Origin of the sequence: Archangium violaceum (genome assembly GCF_016887565.1) — a bacterium.
GTDB classification, from domain to species: Bacteria; Myxococcota; Myxococcia; order Myxococcales; family Myxococcaceae; genus Archangium; species Archangium violaceum_B.
Map to the genome: position 1 here is coordinate 1,325,222 of NZ_CP069396.1, position 25,044 is coordinate 1,350,265.

Genomic DNA, 25,044 nt, shown 5'->3' on the forward strand with positions numbered 1-25,044 from the left:
TGGGGGGTATTACCGCCAGAAGCCCACCGAGATACCGAAGTTCGAATAGCGCCTCGAGGCGTCGAAGGAGGCCGTCAGCGCCCAGTCCTCCAGGTAGCGGAACAGGAACAGCTCGAAGCCTCCCGTCAGGTGCGGCCTCGGCAGGTGGTCCTCGAACGGCGAGGGCTCCACGAAGACCCCCAGCCTTGTACGCAGTCTCCCGGGCCACGTCTCGTGCTCCACTCCCACCCGCGGTTGCAGCATCCCCGATGCCCCCACCTTCACCGGATCCGTCAGGGCCGTGAACGAGTGGATCGACACCGCGTTCTCCGCCGGAGAGATGAAGTCCGCCTGCGCGCTGATGAGCCACCGCCCCGCCAGCCCTCCCTCGTCCTCCGGCGGCACCTCCGCGAAGTGCTCCCCCTCCAGCATCTGTCTGCGCGCCGCGGGCGAGAGCCGGTTGTAGCGCTCGGCTCCTTCTCCCAACCGCCAGCTCACCCCCAGCGACAGCACCGCCGGTGACACCACCGCCGAGTACAGCTGCCGGCCCGCGATGAAGGGCACCTGTCCCACGCCTCGCCGCCACTGTCCCACCACCTCCGGCCGCACCGACACTCCCAGCCGGTACGGCCTGCCCTGCGGCCGGTAGAGCATGTCCAGCGCGATGCCCGTGTTCCCGTAACGCCAGTCCCCCTCCGGCTTGTGGCTGAGGACCGCCTGCGCGCTGTAGATGCCGAAGCCGAGGATGAAGTCGTCCCGCCCCAGCGCCAGCGCTCCCGCCAGCGTCGTCTGGAGGAGCGACACGCGGATGAGGTCATTCCGGTCGCAGTGGACGGTGTTGCAGTAGCCCACCTGGTAGTTGCGCAGCGAGAAGCCCATGCCGAAGTTGCGGTACTGCAGCAGCACCGCGCCCAGCAGCTGGAGCGTCGTCGGCGCGTCGTCGGCGAAGCCGTCGTTGTCCAGGTCCTTACCCTTGGCCTTGGACAGCGGCAGGTCCATCCAGGACAGCGTCACGCCTACGTCCCAGTCCCGGTCCAACTGCGGCGAGCGGTGGGCGAGCGCGGCCATGTTGGTGGTGAAGCCCGCCACGCCCTCGGCGATGCCCACGTTGGCACCGCCCATCGCCACCACCCGCGACGAGCCCATCAACACGCCGGAGTTGAGGTACAGCCGCTCCGGCCGCGTGGCCTCGGGCACTTCGTCCTGTGCCCATGCCGCTGGCGCCGCCAGCAGCACCACCCAGAGAAAGAGGACGGCTCGCATCAGCCCTGCTTCACCACCTGGGTGAACAGCGTGTCCGCCTCGGCCGCCAGCTTCGTGTCCCTCCACGTCAGGCCGCCCGCGTCGTGCGTCACCAGCGCCAGCGTCACCTTGCGCCACCGGATGTCGATGTCCGGGTGGTGGTCCGCGGCCTCGGCCGCCTTCGCCACCCGGCTCACGAACTCGATGCCCGCGAGGAAGCTCGGCGCTTCATAGGTCCGGCGGATCATCCCTCCCTCGTGCTTCCACTCGGGGTGCTCGGCGAGGAACTGCTTCAGGGCCTCGGGGGTCAGCTGCGTCTTGTCATAGGCCATGGGCGTCTTCTCCTAGGCGCGCTCCACCGCGCGCCGCCACTTCGTCAGGTGCCGCTCTCGCACTTCCGCCTTCATCTTCGGCTTGAAGACCTTGCCCACCTTCCAGGCGCGGCGGATGGCGTCCGTGCCACTCCATACGCCCGCTCCCAGGCCCGCCAGGAAGGCCGCCCCCAGGCTGGTGGTCTGCAGGTTCTGCGGACGCACCACCTCCGTCCCCAGCATGTCCGCCTGGAACTGCATCATCAGGTTGTTGGCCGAGGCGCCTCCGTCCACCTTGAAGGCGGGAATCTCCCGGCCGGTGTCGCGCCGCATGGCATCGGCCAGGTCGTTGATCTGCATCGCCACGCCCTCCAGCGCCGCGCGCGCCAGGTGCGCCGCCGTGGTGGAGCGGTCGATGCCGGCGAAGAGGCCACGCGCCTCGGGACGCCAGTGCGGAGCCCCGAGCCCCGCCAGCGCCGGGACGAACACCACGTCCCCGCTCTCCTTCACGCTGGCGGCCAGCGGCTCCACGTCCCCGGCCTTCTTGATGACCTTCAGCCCGTCGCGCAGCCACTGCACCGCGGCTCCGGCGATGAAGGAGCTGCCCTCCAGCGCGTACGCCGTCTTGTCCCCGATGCGCCAGGCCACCGTGGTGAGCAGCCCCGCGCTCGAGTACACGGGCGCCTCCCCCGTGTTCATCAGCAGGAAGGCGCCGGTGCCGTAGGTGCACTTGGCCTCGCCGGGGGTGAAGCACGCCTGTCCGAAGAGGGCCGACTGCTGGTCTCCCGCCATGCCGCTGATGGGAATTCCGTCCGGCAGACCGCGCATCCCCTTCGTGGTGCCGTAGACCTCGGCCGAGCCTCGAATCTGGGGCAGGCACGCGGACGGCACCTTGAAGAGGGACAGCATGGCCTCGTCCCACTTCAGCAGGGACACGTCCATGAGCAGGGTGCGGCTGGCGTTGGACACGTCGGTGACGTGCGCCTGGCCCCCGGTCATCTTGTAGACGAGCCAGGTGTCGATGGTGCCGAAGCACGCATCCCCCTTCTCGGCGCGCTTCCGGGCCCCCTTCACGTGCTCCATCATCCAGCTCAGCTTGGTGCCCGAGAAGTACGGGTCCAACACCAGGCCCGTCGTCTTGCGCACCCGCGCCTCCTCGCCCTGCTCGCGCAGCTTCGCGCAGTGCTCCGAGGTGCGCCGGTCCTGCCACACGATGGCATTGGCCAGCGGCTTGCCCCCGTCACGCAGCCACAGGCCCGTCGTCTCGCGCTGGTTGGTGATGCCCACCGCGGAGAGGTCCTTGCCGGCCAGCCCCGCGTTCTTCAGGGCCTGGCGGATGCAGTACTCGACGCTGGCCCAGATTTCGTCCAGGTCATGCTCCACCCAGGAGGGCTTGGGGAAGTACTGGGTGAACTCGCGGTAGGCGCTCCCCACCACCCGGAGCTTGTCATCCAGGATGGAGACGTGGGTCCCGGTGGTGCCCTGGTCCACTGCCAGCACGTACTTCGCCTTCGCCATGAGATGGAGCCTCCTGAGGCTGCCTGCGTGGTGTCCGGGCGAACCATAACCGAGCCAGGGCTCTTGGCACGCGCCGCGTACACGCCTACCCTTGCGCGCCATGCCATCCGTGAGGGAATTGCGAGCGCTGGTGCAGACGGACGTGAAGACGTTCCAGGACCAGCATGGCCCGGTGGCGCTCATCCAGCAGCCACCCGCCCCCGTCTTCCAGCGCCTGGCCCAGCAGATGGGCGGGGCGCGCACGGTGTTCATGGCCCACCGCTCCCGGCTGGCGGACCGGTTGATGGCGATGCTGCAGGGCTTCGAGCACCTGCAGGTCCTCTTCCTCAAGCCCAAGATGGACGGCGAGGTCTTCGCGGTGGGGCGGCTGGAGACGAGCTCCCTGGTGGTGCACGACCCGTCCGTCTCCAAGTTCCACGCCTTCATCCGCTGGAGCGCGGGAGACGGCAACTGCTACGTGCGCGACGCGGGCTCGATGAATGGCACGTTCGTCAACGCCATCGCCCTGGGCGAACAGGAGCAGCAGCTGTTCGACGGGGACGGGCTGTCCTTCGGCGACGCGCAGTTCCTCTACGTTCGCGCCGAGACGCTGCACGCGCACCTGTGCGCGGCCATCCCCTCCGTGGCCCGCTGAAGCGTCCACTGCTGGGCGTCTGGCCGCCCCCGGGTCTGCCTCCGGACGTGCCAGCGGCCAACAGTGCCTAGCTTGCTTCTCGTCCCGGGCGTGGTGGTGCATCCGGGGAGGGGAGGCAGGGGATGAAGGGCTTCATCTTCGAGGAGTTGAACGGTGGGGCGAGCTGCCGCACCTACCTCATCGTCAGCCCGCGGACACGCGAGGCGCTCATCGTGGACCCGGTGCTGGAGCTGCTGCCGGGCTACATGCAGCGGTTGGCGAAGGACCAGCTCCGGCTGAAGGTGGTGGTGGACACCCATACGCACGCGGACCACCTGTCCGGGTGCCGGGAGCTGGCGCGGATGACGGGCGCGGTCATCGCGGGGGCTCCCGAGGGCTCGGTGCACCGGGTGCTGAGCGACGGAGAGGTGCTGGAGGTGGGGGATGTGCGCCTCACCGTCTGGGCGTCCCCGGGGCACACGGCGGATGGCCTGGTGCTGGTGATGGAGGACCGGGTGCTCAGCGGGGACACGCTGCTCATCGGCGCCACGGGCCGCACGGACCTGCCCACCGGTGACGCCGAGGCCGAGTACCGCAGCCTCCAGCGCCTGCTGTCACTTCCGGAGGACACGCTCGTGTACCCCGCCCATGACTACGGCGGGCGCACGTTCAGCACCATCGGCCACGAGCGCCTCACCAACCCGCGCCTGCGCCTGAGCTACGAGGCGTTCATCCAGTTGATGACGTCTCCTCGCAACGAGAAGCCAGCGCGCCTGGCGGAGGCGCTCGCCTACAACACGCGCCCGCTCGACGCGTACGACGAGCCGGCCGAGCAGGCCTTCATGCTGTAGGCGGGGGGCGGTGGCTCGGTCGTCGCCGCCGCCGTCGCTGCCCTCGTCCACCGGGTCGAGCGTCAGGCCACCTTGGTGGTGGCGCGCTTGAGACGCTGGCGGGAGAGGGCGGCACGCGCCTCGTTCTCGTCGTGGACGAACTCCAGATCGAACGAGGGTTTGCCCGTGAAATACATCATCAGCGCGAGCCCCTTGGCGGCGGCCTTGGCCACGAAGTTGGCGCCGATGTACGCGACCCCCAGGTACCAGTCCTGGCGGATGTTCTTGGAGGCGTAGCCCCGGGCCTCGGAGGGGATGGTGCCAATCTCCGCCAGGTCGGTGATGAGATAGAACGGCTTCTTCTCGGCCAGCTCGCGGCAGATGTCGACGAGCTGTTTGACCTCCTCGAGCCCGATGTCACCCTTGATCTTGATGAACAGGGTGTCGGGTTGCTCGAAGCGGATGTAATGGGTGCCGATGGACCATTCGCGGGGAGCCGTCATGGGGAGCCTCGTGACTGCCGGTGTATCGCAGTCCAGGGCCATCCGGTAGGTGGTTCCCGGAAGGCATGACGGGAGCGGTCGTGTCGGGGCCCGTCCGGACGTGCCCGGAGCGGACGGTCAGGCGACCCGAGCTCGGCCGTGAGCACGCTCGCGGGCCAGGAGCTCGCGTGCCTCCTCCTCCGAGCCGACGAAGTGCAGGTCGAAGGTGAGCCGGCCGGTGAGGTAGTGAACGAAGGCGAGGCTCTTGGCGGCGGCCTTCTGCACGAAGCCCGCCCCGATGTAGACGGAGCCGAGGAACCAGGCGGGATTGACGTTGCGGGAGACGTAGTTGCGCGCCTCCGAGTCGACGGTGGTGGCCTCCCGGAGATCCGTCACCACGAAGAAGGGCCGGTGGTTGCCCAGCTCTCCGTAGATTTCAGACAGACAGACTGCATCCTGGAACGTGGTCTCCCCATCGATCCTCACCCAGAGGATGTCCGGTTGCTCGAAATGGGCAGAATGCGTCCCGAGCTTCCATTCGCGGCGGATGGCCATGTGACCCCCCCATGACGTTTGCCGCGCATACTACGCGTGTGGTTGTAGAAGAGTAGCGGCGTTGCAAGAGTTTCGGCGCTTCTGTCCAGTCTTTCAACGCTCTCGCGCTGGAGTGTCTCCGTAACCCGTCAGCTCCACGTAGCCGCGCCCCTGGAGGGGCTGGCCCTCGTGCGTGCCCGAGAGGCGGACGGAGCCCTCCCAATAGCGAACACTCACCGGCAGCTCCTGGTCGGCCAGGGCGGGGGTGATGTTCAATTCCAGACGTTGGGAGGGAATGGAGAGACGCCAGCGGGCCGGGTACACGGTGCCGCCGCGGGGGCTCTTCCAGGTGTCCGACACTTCCAGCCGCACGTCGTCGCGGGAGATGCGCACGGGCTCGCCCCGGGCGGGGATGAGCATGCCCGCGCTGAAGGGGTCCACCGAGCCGTCCTTCTGACGGAGCTGGTAGTACATGAGCTCGCCACCGTCCGAGAGCTGGAGCGCGAACCAGTCCCAGCCCACCTGGTTCTCGCCGAGCGGGCGGGTGCTCCACTCGCGGTCCATCCAGCTCTGGCCCGTCACCTCGTGGACGCGGCCGTCCACCGTCACCTGTCCGCGCGAGGGCATCCGGGTGAGCGAGTAGTAATAGGAGGCGTTGCCCGGCGCGGCGCCCTTCCGGGCGAGGCCCCGGTCACCCTGGAGCACCGGGGGCTTTCCCGCCTCCAGCACGAGGGACAGCGACACCCCGTCTCCCTGGGCGGTGAGCTTCATGGGCAGGGCCCCGTCGGCCAGGGCCTCGGCGCTCCAGTCCTCCAACCACACGCGGAAGGGCTCGGTGCGCGCGCCCGCGAGTCCCAACGCGTCGCGGGTGAAGCGCTCGGTGGCGTGGAAGCGCCCGCTGCCGATGTCCGAGAGCGCCAGGTGTCCCATGTAGACGTGCCGCGTGCCCCACGCGGACTCGCGCGGCGCGTCCCCGGGGGCCAGCGCGCTGCGGAAGAGGGTGAGCTGATAGCCGAAGTCATGCCCGTCCGCCGTGGAGAGGTTGCCCGTCCAGTACCACCACTCGGTGCGGAAGCCGGGGTGCGGGCCGTGGTCCTCGGGGAAGTGGAACTCCCGGGGCTCGAGGGCCCGGGTGTAGCCCGTCTCGCCGCCCTCTCCACCGCCGAGCGCCTCCGCCACCTTCAGCGTCGGTCGGGCACTGGGGGCCGGGGCCACATCCCGCGTCACCCAGACCGCTCCCGCCGCGAGCCCCGCGAGTACCACCGCCACGCCGATGACGAGTCCGCGTCCGCGCATCGCCCTCACTCCTCCCTCAGCGCGTTCGCGGGGTTGGCGCGCGACATCTTCCAGGACGGGTAGAGGCCCGCGAGCGCCGCGGCCAGCAGGGCCAGAACCAGCGCCTGCGCGAGCACGCCCGGCACCACCAGCAGTCGCAGCGTCCACCCGAAGGAGCGCTGGTTGATGACGTGGACGAGCACGTACGCGAGCGCCACGCCGAGCGGCAGCGAGAAGAGCCCCGCGAGCAGGCCCAGCAGCCCCGTCTGGAGGGACACGAGCCCCCAGAGCTGGCGCGGCGTGAGGCCAGTGGCGCGCAGCACGGCCAGCTCGCGCGCGCGCTCGAGCTGCAACGCCATGAGCGCGCTGAGCACGCCGACGAAGGCCACGCCCACGGCGAGCAGCCGCAGCACGTGGGTGATGGTGAAGGTGCGGTCGAACACCTCCAGGGAGGTTTCCCGCAGCGCGCGGTTGGAGCGGATGTCGAGCGCCTGCACGTCGCCGGCGCGCTCGCGCACCCGGGTCACCAGCGCGTCCACGTCCTGTCCGGGCGCGGCGTAGAGGGCCACGCCGCTCACCCTCGGGTCATCGAAGTGGCGCAGGTACGTGGCGCGCGGCATCAACAGCGTGCCCGCGTCCGAGCCGTAGTCGAAGTACACGCCGACGATGCGGAAGCGGCGCGGGCCCTTGTCGGTGGACAGCTCCACCGAGTCGTTCACGCCCAGGCGGCGGTGGAAGGCGAAGGGCTCGGAGACGAGGAGGGTGTCCGGCGCCTCCAACTCCTTCCATACGCGCTCCGGGTCTCCCTGCTTGAAGCGGTAGGGCCGCACGGTGACGGTGCCGAAGTCCACGGAGCGCAGGTCCGTGGGCATGCCATTGACGCGCACCTGCACGGTGCGGATGGTGGTGCTGCCGGCCACGCCGGGGGTGGCGCGCAGGTGCTCGGCGAGGCCCGGGGCGAAGGTGGCTCCGCCACGCCGGGTGACGAGCGCGGGCGGGGAGATGAAGACATCGGCTTGCAGCGAGGACTCCAGCCACTCGGCCACCGTGCCGCGGAAGCTGGCCACCATGAGGCCCACGCCCACCGTGGTGGCCACCGCCACCATGAGCGCGGCCAGGGCCACGGCGGTGCGGCTGAGGCTCGACGTCACCCCGCGCGCGGCCATGCGCCCCAGCAGCCCGAAGGGGCGCCCCAACGGACCGGCCGCCGCGCCCGCGAGCAGCGTCGTCAACCAGGGCACCAGCAGCGCCGCGCCCAGCAGCACCGAGAAGAGGCCACCGTAGGCCGGCAGCAGCTCGGGGGTGGGCAGGGCCAGCAGCCCCACGCCCAGCGCGAGCACGAGCAGTCCCAGCAGGGCCAGACGCGGAGCCCTCCGCCGGGCCACGTCCTCCAGCGTGGAGCGGCGCAGCGTCACCGCGGGGGCCGAGCGCGCCGCCTCCCACGCGGGCAGCAGCGCGGCGGCCAGTGTCGCGCCCAGGCCGAGCAGCACGCCCTTGGCCAGCGTGGACGACTCCAGCGAGAGGCCCCGCACGCTCACCACGAGGTACAGGTCGTTGAGCGTCCGGGTGACGAGCTCCACCAGCCCCCGGCCCAGGATGATGCCCAGCAGCAGCCCGGCCACCGTGCCCACCAGGCCCAGCGCCGTGGCCTCGACGAGCACGAGGGCGAACAGCTCGCGCCGGGTGATGCCCACCGCGCGCAGCCGCCCGAGCTGCTCGCGCCGCTGCACCACCGAGAAGGTCATCGTGTTGTAGATGAGGAACGTGCCCACCACGAGCGCCAGCAGCGACAGCGCGGTGAGGTTGGTGCGGAACGCCCGTGTCATCTGCTCCACCGCGTTGCCGCGCGCGCGGGGCCGTAGCACCTCGGCGCCCTCGGGCAGCAGCGGGTGCAGGCGCGCCAGCTGCGCTTCTCCGGCCTCGCCCACCGGCAGCTGGAGGTCGATGCGCGAGAGGCGCCCCACCTGTCCGAGCACCTCCTGCGCGGTGGAGATGTCGGTGAGCACGAGGCTCTCCATGGCGCGCGCACTGCCCTCGTCCTCGGGGTCCAGGATGGCCGTCACGCGCAGCCGCCGCGTCACGCCCTCCATGCCCACCTCCAGGGTGTCTCCGGCGCCGACGCCCAGCGCCTCGGCCGTGCGCCGCGTGAGGAGGGCGGTGCCGGGCTCGGTGAGGAAGGCACCCAGGTCCACGGAGCCGCCGCTCCTGGGCACGAAGGAGCGGAAGGGGGCCTCGGCGAACGGGTCCACGCCGAGGACGCTGAGGGGGCGCCTGTCGCCGCTCGTCGCGCGCACGTAGCCCTCCACCACGGGAGCGGACACGGGCGCGCCGGGCAGGAGGCGCACGTCCCGGTACACCGACTCCGGCAGCCCCGAGGGCCCGCCGACGAGCTGATGCGTGGCACGGCCGGCCACGGTGTCGGTGGAGCGCTCGAAGGCGCGCATGGCGCTCGCGTTGGCCAGGTCGATGGACACCACCACCGCCACGCCGAGCGCGATGCCCAGCAGGGACAGGGCGGTGAGCCACGGGTGGCTGCCCAGGTGGCGCAGGCTGGCGCGGGCCAGGAGGCGCTGTCTCACGCGCGGGCCTCCCGCTCGACGAGCTGGCCCGCCTCGAGTTGCAGCACGCGGTCCGCGCGCGAGACGAGGCCCGGGTCATGGGTGACGATGAGCGCGCAGGCGTGCTCCCGGCGCGTGAGGCCCTCCAGGAGGTCCAACACCTTGCGCCCCGTCTGCTCGTCGAGGTTGCCGGTGGGCTCGTCGGCCAGCAGGAGGGGCGGGGCGTGGGCGAGCGCGCGGGCCACGGCCACCCGCTGCTGCTCACCGCCGGAGAGCCGGTCGGGGAAGCTGCTGGCGCGGTTGCCCAGGCCCACCGTGTCGAGCAGCTCGCGCACGCGCACGCGCGACTCGGGGCCCTCGCGCCCGGTGAGCTCCAGGGGGAGGAGGATGTTCTCCTCCACCGTGAGGGTGGGCAGCAGGTTGAAGGCCTGGAAGATGAAGCCGATGCGGTCGCGGCGCAGCAGGGTGCGCTGGTGCTCGCTCAAGGTGACGAGCTCGCGGCCGTCGATGCGCACCGTGCCTCGCGAGGGCAGATCGATGCCGCTGATGAGGTTGAGCAGCGTGGATTTCCCCGAGCCGCTGCGGCCGAGCAGCACGACGAACTCGCCCGCGTGCAGGGTGAGGCGGACGCTGGAGAGCACCTCGCGGACGGCGTCGCCCTCGGCGTAGGACTTGGAGACGTCGTGGAGCTCGACAACGGGCTGGGCGGGGGGCATGCGTGGGGGGAGTGCTAATGGATGCGCGAGACCCATGCACGTTCCTTTGAAGCTGGATTCTCGGCAGCCTGCCCGCCATGAGGGACGCCGTGCGGTCCGGGACGGGAGTTGGTACTGTTCCTGGCACCGGATGCGTGGCGCATGAAGCTGACCGAGGACATCAAGCCGGTGACCTATATGAAGACCCGCGCCGCGGAGTTGCTGCGCGAGGAGGACCGCTCGCGCATCTTCGAGCGCTTCGAGCGGGCCATCAGCGCCAGCGAGGCCAGTGGACTGGGGTTGGGGCTCTACATCGCCAGGGAGATCGCCCAGGCGCATGGCGGAGACATCTCGGTGGAGAGCCGGCTGGGAGAGGGCTCCACCTTCACCGTGTCCCTGCCGCTGGCCGCGTAGGGCTGACGGATAATCGCAACCGGTCGAAGAAGGTGCCCACCTCCGAGGCGAGCAGGGGTCCGCCCCTGTCGCGCGGGACGATGTGGAAGCCGTCCTTCAGCGAGATGTGGCGCACCTGGGGCGACGCGGTGAGGCCTCGCGCCAGGAACCGGCCGCACTCGGGGTCCACCACGTGGTCCTGCTCGGCCACCGCCACCAGCGCGGGACAACGCACCCGGGGCAGGGCCTCCCTCGCCACGTCCTGCAGCGTCCACAGGTCCCGCAGCCTCGCCGAGGGGAAGGCCGGGAGGATGGGCGCCTCGGCGAGCACCGCCAGGTCGGACAGGTCCATGCCGGTCTTCTGCACCCAGGGCTTCACCCGCTCCAGCAGGCCGGTGTGCCGCAGGCGCTTGAGCAGCCACATCTTCGGTCCCTTGAAGCGCAGCGCCGGGGCGATGAGCGCCAGCCCGTGCACGCGCTCCGGGTAGTCCGCCGCGAGCATCAGCGACAGCAGGGCCCCCATGGACAGCCCCGCCACGAAGACCCGCCGGTAGTCGCGCAGCGACAGCAGGGCCTCGGCCGCGGCGCGCTCCCAGTCCCGGTGTCCCACGTTCAGCAGGGCCTCGGGGGTGGTGCCATGGCCGGGCAGCTGGATGGCGCGCACGTACAGGCCTCGTGCCGCCAGCGCCTCGCCCAGCGGACGCACCTCCCAGGGGCTTCCGGTGAAGCCATGCAGCAGGAGGCAGGCATCCTCTCCCCGCCCCAGCTCGAACGGCGCCGTCTTCTCCGGGTCCATCCGCTGTGCTCTCACCGTGACTCAGTCTAGTCACGGCCCGCATACGGCGGTATGCCCCCCCCATGTCGGATACACCCAAGCCTCCCGAGCCCTTGCCGATTCAGATAGATGACGATGTGGCCAATGGTCGGTACGTGAACATGGCCCTCGTCAACCACACGGAGACGGAGTTCACCCTGGACTTCATCCACGTCCAGCCGCATCCGGTCCGCGCGAAGGTGCTCTCGCGCGTCATCCTCAATCCCAAGCACGTCAAGCGCCTGTTGAAGGTGCTGCAGGACGGCGTCGCCAACTACGAGTCGCGCTACGGCACCATCGTCATCACCGACGACGGCCGTCCCATGCACTGAGGGCGTTCGTGCCAGGCCCGTGGAAGGCCGCTGGCGCGAGGCCAGCGGCCGGACCTGCTCACCAGGTGTAGCGGGAGAGCACGGGGAAGTGGTCGCTCGTGGTGTTGCTGTAGTTGGAGATGTACGAGTCCACCCGGTAGGCCTGCACCGAGCCCGAGACGTAGGTGGCCTTCAGCTCGTTGGTGACGAGCTGGTGGTCGATGGCATCCGGGTAGCTGGCGGTGGTGGCGATTTTCGCGTCGGACAGGGCCTTGGTGGGGAAGGTGTAGTCGGCCGAGTCGCTCACGAAGTTCTGGTACGGGGACGCCTTGCCGGAGGTGATGGAGGTGTCCACGTCGTCGTTCCAGTCGCCGAACACGATCACCTTGGTGGTGGGGTAGGTGCTGTCCAGGTAGGACTTGAGGGCCTGCGAGGCGTTGTAGCGGCGCTGCCAGCTCGTCGTGTCGTCGTAGGCCTTGGCGTGCAGGACGATGACGACGATGTCCCCGGTGCGGCCGTTGAGGTTCACCCGCATCTTCACCTCGAGCGGGGGTCGGCCGGCGAAGTCGGTGTCATAGGAGGTGAGGATGACGCGGGCGCTCAGCACCGAGGCGACGCTCGTCTTGTAGAGGATGCCCACCTTCTGCTCGCTGGAGCTGTAGTAGGAGCTGCCGTTCGTCACGGTGGAGTCACTGGCGAGCAGGCCCGCGTAGCCAGTCAGCTGCGACTTGAGGTTGCTGAAGCTGGTGGTGCTCACCACCTCCTCCAGGCCCCAGATGTCCAGGTCGGCGCCCTGGATGACATCGCGCGCGTTGGTCAGCTGAAGCGACTCGTTGGTGGGGCCATTGGAGGTGGAGCCGAACCACTCGACGTTCCAGTTGCCGAAGTCGAGCGTGGTGGCGGTGCCCCGGGCGGGGATGGTGACGGCGTCCTCGCGGGTGGCGAGCTCGGAGTCGGAGGTGTGCTCCTCGGGGGAGCCACCGCACGCGGCGGTGAGGGAGGCCAGCAGCAGCAGGGACAGACGCGAACGGGAAGACATGGGGGGGTCTCCGGGGGGAGGGTTGAGGCGCGCATGATGGGAGGGGCCCACCAGGCGGCCAAGCCAAGACTCGGTCACTCGCGGGTCGACCACGAGACTCCAGAGGTCCTCCCCGGTGCCCGATGGCGGACCGCGTCATGGCTCCCAGGTCCCGGGTTGGGGGAAAGCCACGGGGAGGCCATCGCGATACTGGCCTCCGGCGCCGGGTCGGCGCAGACTCGTTGGTCCCGTGCGACCCGTCGTCCCGCTCCTCGTCCTCCTGTTGCTGACCGCTCCGGCCGCACGCGCCGCCTGCCCCGATGGGGTGCGGGTGTTTCCCGCTCCCGGCGCGGTGGTCCCCACCAATACCCGCTTCCTGCTCGAGGGCCTCGGCGCCTTCAGCTCCCGGGTGGCCGAACTGCCCGGCCGCGTCCTGCGGCTCCAGGCGGATGGCCACGAGGTGGAGGTGCGCGTCCAGCGCGGGTGGAGCAGCCCGCTGGGGCGCTCCGCCGTCGTGCTCCGGCCCTCGGGCCCGCTCAAGCCGGGCCTCTCCTACGCGCTGCGCCTGGACGATGTGCTGCCCGACGTGAAGGTGCTCAACGGAGGGGGCTCCGCGTTCCCCGAGTGGCACAGTGGCCGGGGCCAGGACGTGTCACGCCCGCGCTGGCTCAAGCGGCCCGCCGTGAGCGAGGGCCTCTTCCGCCGCACCCGCGATGGCACCGAGCGCTTCGTCAAGCTGCGCATGACCCTGGGCGAGGACAGTCCGGCCTACGCCGTGGTGACGCTCTCGCGCCGTGACGAGGACATGGCGCCCCAGCACTACGTCACCCCGCTGCACGACGGCGTGGCCCTGGTGGGACACGAGGCTTGTAGTGGCGCCTTCGCCCTGGAGGATGGCAAGAGCTACCGCGCGAAGCTGGAGGTCTTCGACGCGGCGGGCAACACGGCTCCCGCCGTGCCCCCCTTGCAGTTCGAGGCGCCCGTGGCGACCCAGGAGAGCCCATGACGGTGGATGTGGAGAAGTTGAAGCAGGGGATGGTGGAGTTCATCCACGCGTTGCAGGACGACATCTGCGGCGCGCTGGAGCGGCTGGATGGGAAGGCCCGGTTCCGCGAGGACCCCTGGCAGCGGCCGGGTGGCGGGGGTGGGCGCAGCCGCGTGCTGGAGGATGGGGCCGTGCTGGAGAAGGGCGGCGTGAGCACCTCGGTGGTGTTCGGCGAGCTGGAGGAGGCCTTCGCCAAGAGGTTGCAGGGGGAGGGCCGCACCTTCTGGGCCGCGGGCATCTCGCTCGTGCTGCACCCGCGCAACCCGTATGTGCCCACCGTGCACGCCAACTACCGCTTCCTCCACCAGGGCGGAAAGGCCTGGTTCGGCGGCGGCGCGGACCTGACGCCCTACTACCTCCACGAGGAGGACGCGGTGCACTTCCACCGGGTCCACAAGGAGGCGTGTGACAGGCACGACCCGGCGTACTACCCGCGCTTCAAGGAGGCGTGCGACAAGTACTTCTACCTGCGCCACCGCGAGGAGACGCGCGGGGTGGGCGGCATCTTCTTCGAGAACATGGGCGGAGACCTGGAGCGCGAGTTCGCCTTCGTGAAGGACGCGGGCCGGGCGTTCCTCCCCGCGTACCTGCCCATCGCCGAGCGGCGCAAGGACACGCCCTACACGGAGGCGCAGCGCTTCTGGCAGGAGGTGCGGCGCGGGCGCTACGTGGAGTTCAACCTCGTGTGGGACCGGGGCACCACCTTCGGCCTGGAGACGAACGGGCGCACCGAGTCCATCCTCATGTCGCTGCCCCCGCAGGTGCGTTGGCGCTACGACCACCACCCGGCTCCCGGCTCCGAGGAGGCGAAGCTGGTGGAGGTGCTGCGCAAACCCCGCGACTGGGCGGGCGCTCGCTGACGAGGAGGAGGGTCCCCCGTGGAGAACTCCGTTCCCGACAAGCCGCGCATGGCCACCTGGAAGAAGGTGGCCCTGGGGGCGGCGGTGCTCGCCGTGCCCTGCCTCATGGCGGTGGCCGGCGGCGCCTTCTACCTCATCAGCCGCAGGTACCCCGCTCAGGACCAGGCCCTCAGTCAGGAGGCGCGCGTCAACGTGCTGCGCCTCTGTGGTGACGTGCAGTCCTACCGCGACGAGCACGGCGTCTTCCTCGCCGCGGGCCCGGTGCCGAAGGACGTGCCGCGGGGCGGCAAGGCGGTGCCCTTCGAGCCGGATGAGAACCTGAAGAGCATCGGCTTCGCCCCCGGCGAGCGCATCCGCTACCAGTACCAGGTGGTGGTGCAGGAGACGCCCCTGGGCGAGGCGGAGGTCACCTGCTTCGCGCGGGGGGACCTTGATGGGGACGGCCAGGTATCCGTCTTCCGGGTCACTTTGGACGCCAATGGGATGACCTCTCCGGTGACGGTGGAGCGGGAAGAGGAGTAGCCGGGGGCCCCCTGGCAACTTGCTGGCCGGCCGGGCGACAATCCAGGAGATGAGCCACGCCGGAAACATCAAGGGGCGACGCGGGACTGTCATAGGCCCGGCGCCGACCCGTTCCGAGGGAGGGTCTCCGGGCCCCTCGGGCAAACCGGCTCGTGGCATCGGCAATGGCCCGCCTCGTGAGGAGAAGACGCAGATCGGCCGGATGCCCACGCAGGCCGGCCCCCCGCGCCCGGGTGGCTTCACCGAGGAGAAGACGCAGATAGGCCGGATGCCCCCGGGGGCCGAGCCCTCGCGCTCGGGCAACGTGCGTGAGGAGCAGCCGAAGACCGGTATCTGGAACTTCGCCCAGGACGGACTGGAGAGCGGTGGCGAGCCCCGTGCCGGCAAGGCCCGCGATGACCGGGCCGGCCGCTTCGAGGGGCCTCGCGAGGGCTCGCGTTCCACCGGTGAGCGGCCACGGCTCAGGGACCGTGCTCAGGAGGGGGCCGAGGCTGGTGCCCGCTCCGATTCCAGCAATCGAGCCCCGCCCAGGACGAGCGAGCGGCCCCAGCGTCAGGAAGCTCCGCGTCAGGATGCCCCGCGCCAGTGGGACGCTCTCGCCACCCAGGTGTCCATCCGCGCGCCGCGCGGAATGGAGGTGCGCGGGGGCGAGGCGAAACCACTGGAGGACCTGCTGCCGGAGCTCGGCGAGTCCACTGGGCTGGAGTCACTCGCCCATCATCTCTCCGAGGAGGCGCGCTACCTGGGGCTGGACATCCGTCCCTCACGGCTGGCGCCCTCCGAGCGCGCCGAGCGCCTCTGGAACTTCTTCCTCGCCTACGCCGAGGCGAACGCGAGGGACCCGGCGGGCCAGACGGAAGCGGGGTTCGAGCGCTTTCGCGAGGTGCTCATCCAGAATGGCTTCACCGGACTGCGCGACGCGAACACCGGCTGGGACGGCGTGGAGGTGGCGCTCCAGTTGTTGGAGGCCCGCTCTCCGGAGGAGCTCCAGGCGAAGCTGGCCGAGGTCCGCATCGAGCCCGGGCCGGAGATGCTCCCCTCGGAGGTCTCCACGCCCGTGGCGGAGGAGCACATCACGCTCCCGGAGATGCCGGCCGTCGAGGTCCCCGTCGCGGAGGATCAGTCCTCGCTGAAGGACGACCCGTTCCACTCCAAGCCCGAGCGGTCCGCCCAGAAGCAACCCGTGGCCGAGGGCCCGGCGGAGTTCGACCAGGCGGAACCGCCTCCGCCCGCTCCCTTCCAGGTGGGGGCCCGGCCGCCGCCGGGAGTGGTGGTGCCTCCGGGGATGGTGCCTCCGGGAGTGGACGACCCGGACGACGTCCCCAATGCGGGCCATGACCGCCGTGGCACCAACAAGCGCCTGGGCTCTCACATGCTGTGGAACGTCCTCCACCGCTTCAGGGATCCGCCGGAGCTGAGCGCGTTGGAGCGGGAGAAGTGGAGCCAGGTGGCCTTCGGGGCCATCCTCGCCCTGGTGGGGGCGACCCTGTTGGTGATCATGTTCGCCAGCCTGTGACTCAGTGGGCGGCGCTCTTCGAGAACAGGTTGATGACGAGGCAGCCCCCGAGAATCATCGCCATGCCGAGCAGCGCGGCCAGGTCGAGCTTCTGCTGGTAGAGCACGTAGCTGGCCGCCGCGACCAGGACGATGCCGAGGCCGGACCAGATGGCATAGGCGATGCCGACCGGAATCGAGCGCAGCGACAGGTTCAGACAATAGAAGGCGATGCCATAGCCCACGACGACCAGGAGGCTGGGCAGCGGCCGGGTGAACTCCGCGGTGGACTTGAGGGCCGAGGTGGCGATGACCTCGGCGACGATGGCGATGCCGAGATAGACGTAGGCGGGCATGTGCTGGTTCCTGCGTTGCTGGGTTCCCCGGAAGGGGGGGACGCCAGCCTGGGCCTGCCCGCTTCCCAGTCAACACTGTTGGTGATTTCGCTCGCCGGGTCGTGAAGCCGCCCGGCGGTGAACGGCCGGTCACACGGAATGCTTGGGCCCCGGGGCGCTCATGCTAGGGTGGCGCACCCTTGGCTACCGACGATCTCACTCTCGTCAAGCGTGTCCGCAGCGGAGACCAACGCGCCTTCAAGCTCCTGGTCGAACGCTACCAGCGGAAGGTGTACGCCGTCGCGCTGGGCATGCTGAAGGACAAGGAAGAGGCGATGGACGTCTCCCAGGAGGCGTTCGTCAAGGTCTACAAGTACCTGGACCACTTCAAGGGCGACTCGTCCTTCTACACCTGGCTCTACCGCATCACCGTCAACATCTGTATCGACGTGATGCGTCGGAAGGGCGCGGCTGGTGGGGAGACCGAGGAGTTCGACGAGTCCGTCGCCAACGACCTGTCCGAGGCCCGCATCGGCGCGCTGGGCAGCCGCCTGGGCACCAACCCCCAGAAGAGCGCCCTGCGGCGCGAACTGGCGGAGAAGATCCAGGAGGCCCTCGCGGCCGTTCCCGAGAAGCATCGCGCCATCCTCCTGCTGCGCGAAATCGAGGGAATGTCCTACGAGGACCTCTCCCGCACGTTGGACATCCCCAAGGGCACGGTGATGAGCCGGCTCTTCCACGCGCGGGCGAAGGTCCAGAAAATCCTGAGTGAATACCTGGAGTTGGACGAGGCCAAGAGCGGGGTGGGCAGTGAGTGAAAGGACCTGGAATATCGGTCCCCAACTGCCGTCCAACCCCCAAGTCCCCCATTACACCGGGTGAGGAACATGGCCGGAAATCCCGCGTGCGAGCGTTTCATTCCACTGCTGTCCCCCTACATCGATGGGGAGGTATCCCCCGCTGAGCGAGTCAACGTGGAGCGCCACCTGGCGGCCTGCCGAGACTGCGCCACCCGCGCGGCGGATCTGCGTGCCGAGTCCGCGTTGCTTCGCGTGGGGCTCGAGATGGCCGTGGACGAGGTGGACTTCAAGGACTTCACCCAGCGCGTCATGGCCCGGGTGACGCCGGAGCGTCCGCCCCTGCTGGAGCGGCTGCGCATCTCCCTGTCCGAGCTGTTCCTCTACCACCGCACGGCCATGGTCTCCTCGCTGGCCACCGCGGCGGTGCTCGTGCTCGTGCTGGTGCCGCTGCTCATGTCCCAGAGCGAGGTGCCCATGGGCTATGGTGGGGACCGGATGCGGGTGCGCGCGGTGCGCGCCTCCGAGGGGGCCAAGGTGGCCCCGGTGGTGCTCGAGTCCGACGATGGCAACACCATCATCTGGGTGGTGGATCAGGACGCCACGCACGACGCCTCGGCCGTTCCGCCCAAGGGCGCCCGGGACGCGAGCGTGCCGGACGAGCTGGACCCGAAGGATGACCCCGCGAAGGATCGGCCCCAGGGAGGAGAGCTATGAGGAAGACGAAGCACTCGACGATGGCCATGCTGGTGCTCGCACTGGTGGGCCTGCTCTTCACCCCGCTGGCGGCCCGGGCCCAGGAGCAGCAGAAGCTCAAGGTGCAGGTGGAGGTGGTGCTCGTCTCGCGCAAGGGCACCGAGGTGGAGCCCTCCTCCCTCCAGAAGATGAAGGAGACGTTCCAGCGTCAGAACTTCAACTTCACCTCCTTCAAGCAGCTGTCGCAGCAGTCGCTCGAGGTGGGCAGCAAGGAGTCCACCGAGGTGAAGCTCCCCAACGGGGTGAACGCCTCGCTGCGGCTGCTGCGCATGCAGGGCGACACCGCCACCCTCCGCGTGGAGGTGCCCCAGCTGTCGGCCGTGGACGTGGAGCTGGGCCGCGAGGGCTCCGTCTACCAGCGCGCCGGCAAGCACGTGGGGGGCGAGCTCATCCTCGTGCTCTCCTCTCCCGCCGCGAAGTAGGCGCCGGGCCTCACCAGCGGATGTGGTAGGTGCAGGCCACGCTGCCCTTCTGGCGGCAGCCCGAGCCGTGGTCGACGCGCACCCACGTCGCGTCCTTCGGCCGGAAGCGCTCGCAGATGGCCTCGATGACACCGTGGTCGAAGTTGCAGGAGTAGGGGGTGTCGCAGATCATCCGGCCGCCGCGCTCCCCCGACGCCTCGAAGTGGTAGCCGCCGATGTTCCCGTTCTGATGCCCGCGGTGGTTCATCTGGTAGGCCACGTTGAGCACCTGCAGGGCCTCGCGCAGCGTGCGCACCTCGGGCGGGAAGCGCGCGTGGTCCGGAACCTTGCGGCCCACCGCGCGCATGGTGACCGGGCCAATCTTCTGCTCGATGGCCTCGATGGCGGCGATGGCGCTGCGCATGGAGTACCACCCCTCCGGCTCGATGTTCGCGATGCCATGGTCCGCCAGGAGCTTCTGCGCCTGCGTCTTGATGAGCTCCAGCGCGTTGACGATGGCCATCAATGACTGACCCACCACCTCGACGTTGGGCGGAACGACCTGCTTCTGCATTGCGACCTCTTGGTGGGGTGGGCCTCGCCGGAATGGCTGCCACCAATTGCCGAACAGTAGACGCCCGGGGGGCTTTCCGGGCAGGGGGGGACTCTCTCGTACCAGCTCTTCCCCTGTCCGTGGATGTCGTTCCGGTCATTCGTTCCGGTGGGGGCAACCCGTCCTTCGGTAGAAAAGACAGTCCCTGGCACGGACCTTCCGGGACGCTCACCTTGTGGGACATGAGTGATTTCAGGGGGTTGTGCTTGGGCACGCGGGTTGCTGAGAGAGTCTGGCGTGGGGCGGCGGCGTGGGGCGTGTCGGCAACAGGATAGGCAACTCAGACCAGAGGGAAGGGCGGACCATGGCGAAGACCCAGCGGAGTGGCCAGGTGATGAAGCAGGTGGCGCGTCGGGTGAAGGGGACGGCGGGGCGGGCGGTGGCCAAGGCGAGCAAGCCCGCGCGCAAGGTGCAGGTGACGCTGGGTGATTTGATCGCCGCGGCCTTCGACGTGGCGGGTGAGACGCGGGCCGCCGCCAAGCTGGTGTCCTCGCGCGCCATGGCCTCGGTCACGGGCAAGCAGATCGTCTTCGTCGGCTGAGACGGATTGGGGAGCTGGGGACAGCGACCCGCGTTCGTCCACGGGTTGGGGGGGTCGGGGGGCGGGAGGTCGGACGCGGGTCGTTGTCCGGTTGTACGGGGAGACGCCAGGCCGCTCGCTTTCCGAGGAAGCGAGTGCCCCTGGCGTTTCCATTCGTGTGACCGGGCACCCGGCGGGAAGCGGGGTAGAGTGACGCGCCATGATTGGTGCCCTCGTCCTCGTCTCCGTGCTCCAACAGGCCCCCAAGGCCTTCGTTGATTCCTCCGCGGCGGCAGCACCCGCGGAGGAGGGTGTCCACTTCCACGCGGCCCTCGAGGTGGGCGCACTGGCCCTGTCGGCGGGGACCGACGCCACGGGGGTGGATGGCTTCGGCTTCGCCTTCCCGCGCCTGGGCGTGAGGGGCGGCGAGGAGTTCGAGTTCGAGCTGGGGGCACCGCTGCGGTTGCGGCTGCTCGACCAGGAGCCGCTGCAGGCGCAGCCGGACTACGGCGGCCGGCTGCGGCGCGAGGACTGGGACGAGCGCAGTGACTTCGCCCAGGTGCTGCGCTCGCTGCGCATCGGCCGGGACGATGGGCGCTTCCAGTTGCGCGCGGGCGACTTCTCCTCCTACTCGCTGGGCGCGGGCTGGCTGGTGAACCGCTACAACAACCGGATTTCGCCGGACTACCACCCCGCGGGAGCCAACTTCACCGCGTACCTCGGGCCCACGCGGGTGGAGCTCTTCGCCAGCGACGTGCTGGCCGCGCGCCTCTTCGCCGGCGAGGTGCGGTTGGACCTTGGCCGCGTGCTGAGCAACACGGAGACGGCCTTCGACCGCTTCCTCCTGTCGGTGGACGTGGCGCACGACTTCGGCAGGGCGGGGGGCACGTCGCCCGCGCTGTCGGCGGCGAGCGTCGGCCTGCAGGCGGGCCTGGTGAGGAACGAGAAGCTCCAGCTGTGGGTGCAGGGAGCGGCGGGGGCACGGGCGGACACGCTGGCCGAGTCGGTGCCGGACTACGGTGCGACCGTGGGCCTGGTGGTGGCGGGCAAGCCCCGGGAGAACGTGGAGATCAGCGGCCGGCTGGAGGGACGGCGCCAGGGAGGACTGTTCCGCTTCGGCGCCTTTGGCGCGGGGTACGAGCTGTCGCGCTTCTCCGGCGTGGGCCTGAGCGAGCTGCCGCTGTCCCAGGAGCAGCTGCCGGCGACGTTCTCCGGTTACGGCGAGCTGGTGGCGACGGTGAGCCAGGGGCGCGCGGAGGACCTGGAGCTGCTGGCCAGTGCGTCCGGCGAGTACTTCGTCACCACGGGCCGGGTGGACGCGGACGCGGTGCTGCAGCTGCAGCTGCCCGGGGGCAGGACGATGGCGGAGCTGCGCGCCATCCTCACGGACCTCACGGGCAAGCCGCGCTACTCCGTGGCGGCCGAGGTGCGTCACCGCTTCGTGCCCGCGCTCTACGGCATCTTCATGGGTGGCACGGAGCATTTCCCGCAGGCCAATGGGAGCCTGAGGCACGGCTTCATGGCGGGCCTGGGGGTGGGCGTGGACTTCGAGCGCTGAGCCCGTTACGGGAGCCTGGAGACGCGGAGGCGCGTCCATGCAGGCTCCCGAGCTTCTCCAGGAACTGGTGGTGGTTTTCGGGGTGGCGGTGGTGGTGGTCCTGGCGCTCAGCCGGTTGCGCCTGCCCACCCTCGCTGGCCTCATCGCCGCGGGTGCGCTCATCGGCCCGAGTGGCCTCGGCTGGGTGCATGACACCTGGCGTCTGGAGGCGCTGGCCGAGATTGGCGTGGGCCTGCTGCTCTTCGGCATCGGGTTGGAGTTCTCGCTCGAGCGGCTGAGGCGGCTGTGGAAGGTGCTCACCCTGGGTGGAGGGCTCCAGGTGGCGCTCACCCTGCTGGCGGTGGTGGCGCTCGCCATGGCGCTGGGCTTCCCGGCCCGCAAGGGCGTCTTCCTGGGCTTCCTGGTGGCGCTGTCCAGCACGGCCATCGTGCTGCGCGTGCTCGGCGAGCGGCTGGAGACGGACGCACCCCATGGGCGGCTCATCGTGGGGGCGCTCATCTTCCAGGACCTGTGCGTGGTGCCGATGATGATGGCCATCCCGCTGCTGGCCGGGCAGGAGCAGGGCGTGGGGGCCCTCGCCTGGGTGTTGGCCAAGGCGGCGCTGCTGGTGGTGGTCACGGTGGTGTTCGGCCGGGTGGTCGTGCCGCCGCTGCTCCAGGCGGTGGCCCTCACGCGCCGGCGCGAGCTCTTCCTGCTGGCGGTGCTGGGACTGTGCACGGGCATCGCGTGGCTCGCCGTGCTGGCGGGCCTGTCCCTGGCGCTGGGGGCCTTCATGGCCGGGGTGGCGCTGGCGGACAGCGACTACGGCTACCAGGCGCTGGCGGACATGCTGCCGCTGCGCGAGACGTTCGCCAGCCTCTTCTTCATCTCCATCGGGATGCTCTTCGACGTGCGCGTCGTCCTGGAGCATCCGTTGCTGGTGATGGGGTTGTGGCTGGGGGTGCTGGTGGGCAAGTCGGTGCTGGGCGGGGTGGGGGCGCTGGTGATGCGCTTTCCGCCCAGGGTGGCGGTGATGGCGGGCGTGGGGCTGGCGCAGATTGGAGAGTTCTCCTTCGTGCTGGCCAACGCGGGGCTGCAGGTGGGGCTGTTGAGCGTGGAGGAGCGCAACCTCTTCGTGTGCATGAGCGTCCTCACCATGGCGGTGACACCGGTGGCGCTGAGCTTCGCGCCGAGGCTGGCGGCGGGCGTGGCGCACCTGCGGCCGCTGGAGGTGCTGTTCGGCGCGCATGGGCCGCACCGGCTGGCGCACGAGCACCGGGAGCTGGCCAACCACTTCATCGTGGCGGGGCTGGGGACGGCCGGACGCATGGTGGTGAGGGCCCTGCGCGCCAGCAACCTGCCGCACGTGGTCATCGAGTTGGATCCGCACGTGGTGGCCGAGGCGCGGCGGCGTGGCGAGGTCATGTACTACGGGGACATCTCCAGCCCGGAGATATTGGAGCGCGCGGGAATCCACCGGGCGCGAGCGCTGGTGCTGCTCATCTCCGATCCGGACGGGACGCAGCGGGCGGTGTCGGCGGCGCGGAGGCTGTCACCGGACATCCCCATCCTGGTGAAGGTGCCGAGGCTGCGGGACATCGGGGACCTGCACGAGCGGGGCGCGAGCGACATCGTGGCCGGCGAGTTCGAGACGGCGCTGGAGGCGGTGACGCGGGTGCTGCACGTGGGAGGCGTGGCGGAGGAGGTCCTCAACGAGCTGCTGGCCTCGCTGCGCCACGAGGGCGTGCCCGAGCACGGCCCCGTCTCCGGCCCGAGGCGCATGTTGGGGACGATGGGCGGGCTGCGGCGAGGCACGGCCACCACTTGCTCGCACCTGCAACTGTTGCGGGAGGGCGTGGAGCCGAGGACCTCGGGGTGCGAGTCCTGCATGGCGCTGCACCTGCGCTGGCACAACCTGCGGATGTGCCTGACGTGCGGTCATGTGGGCTGCTGTGATGCGTCCTTCGGCCGGCACGCGGCGAAGCACTACGAGACCACGGGGCACCCGCTGATGCGCTCCTTCGAGCCGGGCGAGCACTGGGGCTGGTGCTACATCGACGCCATCGAGATCGACCCGAGGCCTCCTCGGGGGGATGAGCACCTCGAATCTGGGCGATTGAATCCCCGTTCATCCAGTGAGAAGACGGGTCCATGGCGTCGAAGCTCGGAACCGATCTGACCGTAGGCAGCATCCCCCGACACATCGTGACCTTCTCGCTGCCGATGCTCATCGGCAGCTTCCTGCAGACGGCCTACAGCTTCATCAACGCCATCTGGGTCGGACAGTTCCTCGGCACAGGGGCGCTGGCCACCGTCACCGTGAGCTTCCCCGTCGTCTTCACCCTCTTCGGCATCGGGATGGGGATGACGCTGGCGACGAACATCCTCGTGTCGCAGAGCTACGGCGCCAAGCGCTTCGACGAGCTGCGCCGGGTCGTGGACAGCTCGACCGTGCTGATCCCCGGGCTGGGAGTCCTCCTCACCGTGCTGGGCGAGATCTTCACTCCCTACATCCTTCGCGCGATGGACACGCCCGCCGACATCTTCGATGCGTCGGTGGGCTACCTGCGCATCTTCCTGCTGTCGCTCCCCTTCAGCTTCGCCATGTTCGCGATCCGCAGCATGCTCCAGGGGATGGGGGACTCGAAGACGCCCCTGTACTTCCAACTCGTCTCCGTCGTGCTCACGACGGTGTTGGATCCGCTCCTCATCTTCGGCCATCTGGGACTGCCGAGGCTGGGACTGAACGGTACGGCCTGGGCCACCATCTTCTCTCAAGCCGTGGTGCTGGTGGCGCTCATGGCCTGGCTCCACCACCAGAAGTCCCCGGTGGCTCCCGGATGGCCGCACATCCGCCACCTGGGCCAGGAGACCCGGCAGACCTTCCGGATCGGCATCCCCGCCTCCATTCAACAGTCGCTGGTCTCGCTCGGCATGGTCCTGGTGACCGGCATCGTGAACGGCTTCGGGGAGACCTCCACGGCGGCGTTCGGTGCCGCCTCGCGCATCGACCAGATCGCCTTCATGCCGGCCATCAACTTCGGCATGGCCATCTCCACGCTCGCCGGACAGAACATGGGCGCGGGCCACCACGGCCGCGTGCGGGAGATCTTCACCTGGGGCTGTCTGTTCAGTGGAGCCATCACCCTGGTCATCTCGGTGGTGGCCGTGCTCTTCCCGGAGCCGCTCCTGCGGGTGTTCACCACGGATGCGGCCGTCATCGGGCTCGGCATCTCGTACCTGCACATCGTCGGCGCCTGCTACGTCCTGTTCGGCCTCGTGTTCGTGAGCAATGGCATCATCAATGGCGCTGGCGCGACGATGATCACCACCGTCATCTCCCTGCTCAGCCTCTGGGTGGTCCGTGTCCCTGGGGCCTATTGGCTCTCACGCCAGCTGAACAGCGTGGACGGGGTCTGGTACGCCATCGCCTTCAGCTTCTTCGTCTCGCTGACCTGCAGCATGGCCTACTACTTCTCGGGACGTTGGCAGCGGGTGCTGGTCGGGAAGAGGCACGCGAGCCCCGCCGCGGCCGAGCCCAAGCCGGATCCCGCCAAGGTCTTCGCCAACGAGACCGGAGAGGCGTGAACG

27 protein-coding genes are annotated in these 25,044 nt (G+C 69.8%); 15 read left to right on the forward strand and 12 right to left on the reverse strand.

What is annotated here, in order from left to right:
* Positions 1-9 precede the first annotated feature (9 nt).
* The 3 genes from JRI60_RS05665 to glpK are packed head-to-tail and all read right to left on the reverse strand — an operon-like array spanning position 10 to position 3,050.
* Positions 10-1,242 (reverse strand): hypothetical protein, encoded by a 1,233-nt coding sequence (locus JRI60_RS05665; RefSeq protein WP_204224834.1) that lies wholly within the window; start codon positions 1,240-1,242, stop codon positions 10-12.
* Positions 1,242-1,553, reverse strand: a complete 312-nt coding sequence (locus JRI60_RS05670; protein ID WP_204224835.1) for a 4a-hydroxytetrahydrobiopterin dehydratase — start codon at positions 1,551-1,553, stop codon at positions 1,242-1,244. Before JRI60_RS05670 ends, JRI60_RS05665 begins: the two co-directional genes overlap by 1 nt.
* A gap of 12 nt (positions 1,554-1,565) precedes the next feature.
* Positions 1,566-3,050 carry a glycerol kinase GlpK gene (gene glpK / locus JRI60_RS05675; RefSeq protein ID WP_204224836.1) on the reverse strand — a complete coding sequence of 495 codons (1,485 nt, stop codon included), beginning with the start codon at positions 3,048-3,050 and terminating at the stop codon, positions 1,566-1,568.
* A 100-nt stretch (positions 3,051-3,150) separates the two neighbouring features.
* Here glpK and JRI60_RS05680 point away from each other — a divergent pair, with 100 nt between their 5' ends.
* Positions 3,151-3,684 carry an FHA domain-containing protein gene (locus JRI60_RS05680; protein ID WP_204224837.1) on the forward strand — a complete coding sequence of 178 codons (534 nt, stop codon included), beginning with the start codon at positions 3,151-3,153 and terminating at the stop codon, positions 3,682-3,684.
* Positions 3,685-3,806: 122 nt separating this feature from the next.
* Positions 3,807-4,514, forward strand: coding sequence for an MBL fold metallo-hydrolase (locus tag JRI60_RS05685; RefSeq protein ID WP_204224838.1), 708 nt, complete (start codon positions 3,807-3,809; stop codon positions 4,512-4,514).
* A gap of 62 nt (positions 4,515-4,576) precedes the next feature.
* Here JRI60_RS05685 and JRI60_RS05690 read toward each other — a convergent pair whose 3' ends face one another.
* From JRI60_RS05690 to JRI60_RS05710, 5 genes are all read right to left on the reverse strand, one after another.
* Positions 4,577-4,996 (reverse strand): STAS/SEC14 domain-containing protein, encoded by a 420-nt coding sequence (locus JRI60_RS05690; RefSeq protein ID WP_204224839.1) that lies wholly within the window; start codon positions 4,994-4,996, stop codon positions 4,577-4,579.
* A gap of 117 nt (positions 4,997-5,113) precedes the next feature.
* On the reverse strand, positions 5,114-5,530 hold the full coding sequence (locus JRI60_RS05695) for a hypothetical protein (RefSeq protein WP_204224840.1): 417 nt from the start codon (positions 5,528-5,530) through the stop codon (positions 5,114-5,116).
* Positions 5,531-5,623: 93 nt separating this feature from the next.
* A complete protein-coding gene (locus JRI60_RS05700) occupies positions 5,624-6,805 on the reverse strand; it encodes a lipocalin-like domain-containing protein (protein WP_204224841.1) in 1,182 nt (393 codons plus the stop codon).
* 5 nt (positions 6,806-6,810) lie between these two features.
* Entirely contained in the window at positions 6,811-9,363 is a 2,553-nt protein-coding gene (locus tag JRI60_RS05705) for an ABC transporter permease (RefSeq protein ID WP_204224842.1), read from the reverse strand.
* Positions 9,360-10,058 carry an ABC transporter ATP-binding protein gene (locus JRI60_RS05710; protein WP_204224843.1) on the reverse strand — a complete coding sequence of 233 codons (699 nt, stop codon included), beginning with the start codon at positions 10,056-10,058 and terminating at the stop codon, positions 9,360-9,362. The genes JRI60_RS05705 and JRI60_RS05710 overlap by 4 nt, the downstream gene beginning before the upstream one ends.
* 141 nt (positions 10,059-10,199) lie before the next feature.
* Here JRI60_RS05710 and JRI60_RS05715 point away from each other — a divergent pair, with 141 nt between their 5' ends.
* Complete coding sequence (locus JRI60_RS05715; RefSeq protein WP_204224844.1) at positions 10,200-10,451, forward strand: sensor histidine kinase; 252 nt, start codon at positions 10,200-10,202, stop codon at positions 10,449-10,451.
* On the opposite strand, the gene JRI60_RS05720 is transcribed toward JRI60_RS05715, so the two are convergent.
* Entirely contained in the window at positions 10,423-11,226 is an 804-nt protein-coding gene (locus JRI60_RS05720; protein ID WP_204228754.1) for an alpha/beta hydrolase, read from the reverse strand. The genes JRI60_RS05715 and JRI60_RS05720 overlap by 29 nt on opposite strands.
* Positions 11,227-11,288: 62 nt before the next feature.
* On the opposite strand from JRI60_RS05720, the gene JRI60_RS05725 reads away from it, so the two are divergent.
* Positions 11,289-11,576 carry a DUF3467 domain-containing protein gene (locus JRI60_RS05725; RefSeq protein ID WP_204224845.1) on the forward strand — a complete coding sequence of 96 codons (288 nt, stop codon included), beginning with the start codon at positions 11,289-11,291 and terminating at the stop codon, positions 11,574-11,576.
* A gap of 58 nt (positions 11,577-11,634) precedes the next feature.
* Here the strand turns inward: JRI60_RS05725 and JRI60_RS05730 are convergent, their stop codons facing one another.
* Positions 11,635-12,594 (reverse strand): endonuclease/exonuclease/phosphatase family protein, encoded by a 960-nt coding sequence (locus JRI60_RS05730; protein WP_204224846.1) that lies wholly within the window; start codon positions 12,592-12,594, stop codon positions 11,635-11,637.
* Between the two features lie 229 nt (positions 12,595-12,823).
* On the opposite strand from JRI60_RS05730, the gene JRI60_RS05735 reads away from it, so the two are divergent.
* From JRI60_RS05735 to JRI60_RS05750, 4 genes are read left to right on the forward strand one after another with little or no spacing between them, the layout of a single operon-like run.
* Positions 12,824-13,579 (forward strand): hypothetical protein, encoded by a 756-nt coding sequence (locus JRI60_RS05735; protein WP_204224847.1) that lies wholly within the window; start codon positions 12,824-12,826, stop codon positions 13,577-13,579.
* Positions 13,576-14,478, forward strand: coding sequence for an oxygen-dependent coproporphyrinogen oxidase (hemF, locus tag JRI60_RS05740; RefSeq protein WP_204224848.1), 903 nt, complete (start codon positions 13,576-13,578; stop codon positions 14,476-14,478). Before JRI60_RS05735 ends, hemF begins: the two co-directional genes overlap by 4 nt.
* Before the next feature lie 18 nt (positions 14,479-14,496).
* Positions 14,497-15,000 carry a hypothetical protein gene (locus JRI60_RS05745; RefSeq protein WP_239470369.1) on the forward strand — a complete coding sequence of 168 codons (504 nt, stop codon included), beginning with the start codon at positions 14,497-14,499 and terminating at the stop codon, positions 14,998-15,000.
* A gap of 49 nt (positions 15,001-15,049) precedes the next feature.
* Positions 15,050-16,516, forward strand: coding sequence for a hypothetical protein (locus tag JRI60_RS05750; protein ID WP_204224849.1), 1,467 nt, complete (start codon positions 15,050-15,052; stop codon positions 16,514-16,516).
* 1 nt (position 16,517) lies between these two features.
* On the opposite strand, the gene JRI60_RS05755 is transcribed toward JRI60_RS05750, so the two are convergent.
* On the reverse strand, positions 16,518-16,850 hold the full coding sequence (locus JRI60_RS05755; protein WP_204224850.1) for a DMT family transporter: 333 nt from the start codon (positions 16,848-16,850) through the stop codon (positions 16,518-16,520).
* A gap of 179 nt (positions 16,851-17,029) precedes the next feature.
* Between JRI60_RS05755 and JRI60_RS05760 the strand changes: the two genes are divergently transcribed.
* The 3 genes from JRI60_RS05760 (at position 17,030) to JRI60_RS05770 (ending at position 18,804) form a co-directional block, all read left to right on the forward strand.
* Positions 17,030-17,647, forward strand: coding sequence for an RNA polymerase sigma factor (locus JRI60_RS05760; protein ID WP_204224851.1), 618 nt, complete (start codon positions 17,030-17,032; stop codon positions 17,645-17,647).
* Between the two features lie 69 nt (positions 17,648-17,716).
* Positions 17,717-18,343 (forward strand): anti-sigma factor family protein, encoded by a 627-nt coding sequence (locus JRI60_RS05765; RefSeq protein WP_204224852.1) that lies wholly within the window; start codon positions 17,717-17,719, stop codon positions 18,341-18,343.
* Positions 18,340-18,804, forward strand: coding sequence for a hypothetical protein (locus JRI60_RS05770; protein WP_239470370.1), 465 nt, complete (start codon positions 18,340-18,342; stop codon positions 18,802-18,804). Before JRI60_RS05765 ends, JRI60_RS05770 begins: the two co-directional genes overlap by 4 nt.
* Before the next feature lie 10 nt (positions 18,805-18,814).
* Here JRI60_RS05770 and JRI60_RS05775 read toward each other — a convergent pair whose 3' ends face one another.
* On the reverse strand, positions 18,815-19,357 hold the full coding sequence (locus JRI60_RS05775) for a hypothetical protein (protein WP_239470371.1): 543 nt from the start codon (positions 19,355-19,357) through the stop codon (positions 18,815-18,817).
* 343 nt (positions 19,358-19,700) lie between these two features.
* Here JRI60_RS05775 and JRI60_RS05780 point away from each other — a divergent pair, with 343 nt between their 5' ends.
* The 4 genes from JRI60_RS05780 (at position 19,701) to JRI60_RS05795 (ending at position 25,041) form a co-directional block, all read left to right on the forward strand.
* Positions 19,701-19,937, forward strand: a complete 237-nt coding sequence (locus JRI60_RS05780) for a chaperonin (protein ID WP_204224853.1) — start codon at positions 19,701-19,703, stop codon at positions 19,935-19,937.
* 199 nt (positions 19,938-20,136) lie between these two features.
* Entirely contained in the window at positions 20,137-21,474 is a 1,338-nt protein-coding gene (locus JRI60_RS05785; RefSeq protein ID WP_204224854.1) for a hypothetical protein, read from the forward strand.
* Between the two features lie 37 nt (positions 21,475-21,511).
* Positions 21,512-23,632 (forward strand): cation:proton antiporter, encoded by a 2,121-nt coding sequence (locus tag JRI60_RS05790; protein ID WP_204224855.1) that lies wholly within the window; start codon positions 21,512-21,514, stop codon positions 23,630-23,632.
* Positions 23,605-25,041, forward strand: coding sequence for an MATE family efflux transporter (locus JRI60_RS05795; protein ID WP_204224856.1), 1,437 nt, complete (start codon positions 23,605-23,607; stop codon positions 25,039-25,041). Before JRI60_RS05790 ends, JRI60_RS05795 begins: the two co-directional genes overlap by 28 nt.
* Positions 25,042-25,044 lie beyond the last annotated feature (3 nt).

Coding starts and splice junctions, on each gene's coding strand:
- JRI60_RS05665 (WP_204224834.1), bottom strand. CDS start 1,242: ATGCGAGCCGTCCTCTTTCTCTGGGTGGTGCTGCTGGCGGCGCCAGCG.
- JRI60_RS05670 (WP_204224835.1), bottom strand. CDS start 1,553: ATGGCCTATGACAAGACGCAGCTGACCCCCGAGGCCCTGAAGCAGTTC.
- glpK (WP_204224836.1), bottom strand. CDS start 3,050: ATGGCGAAGGCGAAGTACGTGCTGGCAGTGGACCAGGGCACCACCGGG.
- JRI60_RS05680 (WP_204224837.1), top strand. CDS start 3,151: ATGCCATCCGTGAGGGAATTGCGAGCGCTGGTGCAGACGGACGTGAAG.
- JRI60_RS05685 (WP_204224838.1), top strand. CDS start 3,807: ATGAAGGGCTTCATCTTCGAGGAGTTGAACGGTGGGGCGAGCTGCCGC.
- JRI60_RS05690 (WP_204224839.1), bottom strand. CDS start 4,996: ATGACGGCTCCCCGCGAATGGTCCATCGGCACCCATTACATCCGCTTC.
- JRI60_RS05695 (WP_204224840.1), bottom strand. CDS start 5,530: ATGGCCATCCGCCGCGAATGGAAGCTCGGGACGCATTCTGCCCATTTC.
- JRI60_RS05700 (WP_204224841.1), bottom strand. CDS start 6,805: ATGCGCGGACGCGGACTCGTCATCGGCGTGGCGGTGGTACTCGCGGGG.
- JRI60_RS05710 (WP_204224843.1), bottom strand. CDS start 10,058: ATGCCCCCCGCCCAGCCCGTTGTCGAGCTCCACGACGTCTCCAAGTCC.
- JRI60_RS05715 (WP_204224844.1), top strand. CDS start 10,200: ATGAAGCTGACCGAGGACATCAAGCCGGTGACCTATATGAAGACCCGC.
- JRI60_RS05720 (WP_204228754.1), bottom strand. CDS start 11,226: ATGGACCCGGAGAAGACGGCGCCGTTCGAGCTGGGGCGGGGAGAGGAT.
- JRI60_RS05725 (WP_204224845.1), top strand. CDS start 11,289: ATGTCGGATACACCCAAGCCTCCCGAGCCCTTGCCGATTCAGATAGAT.
- JRI60_RS05730 (WP_204224846.1), bottom strand. CDS start 12,594: ATGTCTTCCCGTTCGCGTCTGTCCCTGCTGCTGCTGGCCTCCCTCACC.
- hemF (WP_204224848.1), top strand. CDS start 13,576: ATGACGGTGGATGTGGAGAAGTTGAAGCAGGGGATGGTGGAGTTCATC.
- JRI60_RS05750 (WP_204224849.1), top strand. CDS start 15,050: ATGAGCCACGCCGGAAACATCAAGGGGCGACGCGGGACTGTCATAGGC.
- JRI60_RS05755 (WP_204224850.1), bottom strand. CDS start 16,850: ATGCCCGCCTACGTCTATCTCGGCATCGCCATCGTCGCCGAGGTCATC.
- JRI60_RS05765 (WP_204224852.1), top strand. CDS start 17,717: ATGGCCGGAAATCCCGCGTGCGAGCGTTTCATTCCACTGCTGTCCCCC.
- JRI60_RS05770 (WP_239470370.1), top strand. CDS start 18,340: ATGAGGAAGACGAAGCACTCGACGATGGCCATGCTGGTGCTCGCACTG.
- JRI60_RS05775 (WP_239470371.1), bottom strand. CDS start 19,357: ATGCAGAAGCAGGTCGTTCCGCCCAACGTCGAGGTGGTGGGTCAGTCA.
- JRI60_RS05780 (WP_204224853.1), top strand. CDS start 19,701: ATGGCGAAGACCCAGCGGAGTGGCCAGGTGATGAAGCAGGTGGCGCGT.
- JRI60_RS05785 (WP_204224854.1), top strand. CDS start 20,137: ATGATTGGTGCCCTCGTCCTCGTCTCCGTGCTCCAACAGGCCCCCAAG.
- JRI60_RS05790 (WP_204224855.1), top strand. CDS start 21,512: ATGCAGGCTCCCGAGCTTCTCCAGGAACTGGTGGTGGTTTTCGGGGTG.
- JRI60_RS05795 (WP_204224856.1), top strand. CDS start 23,605: ATGGCGTCGAAGCTCGGAACCGATCTGACCGTAGGCAGCATCCCCCGA.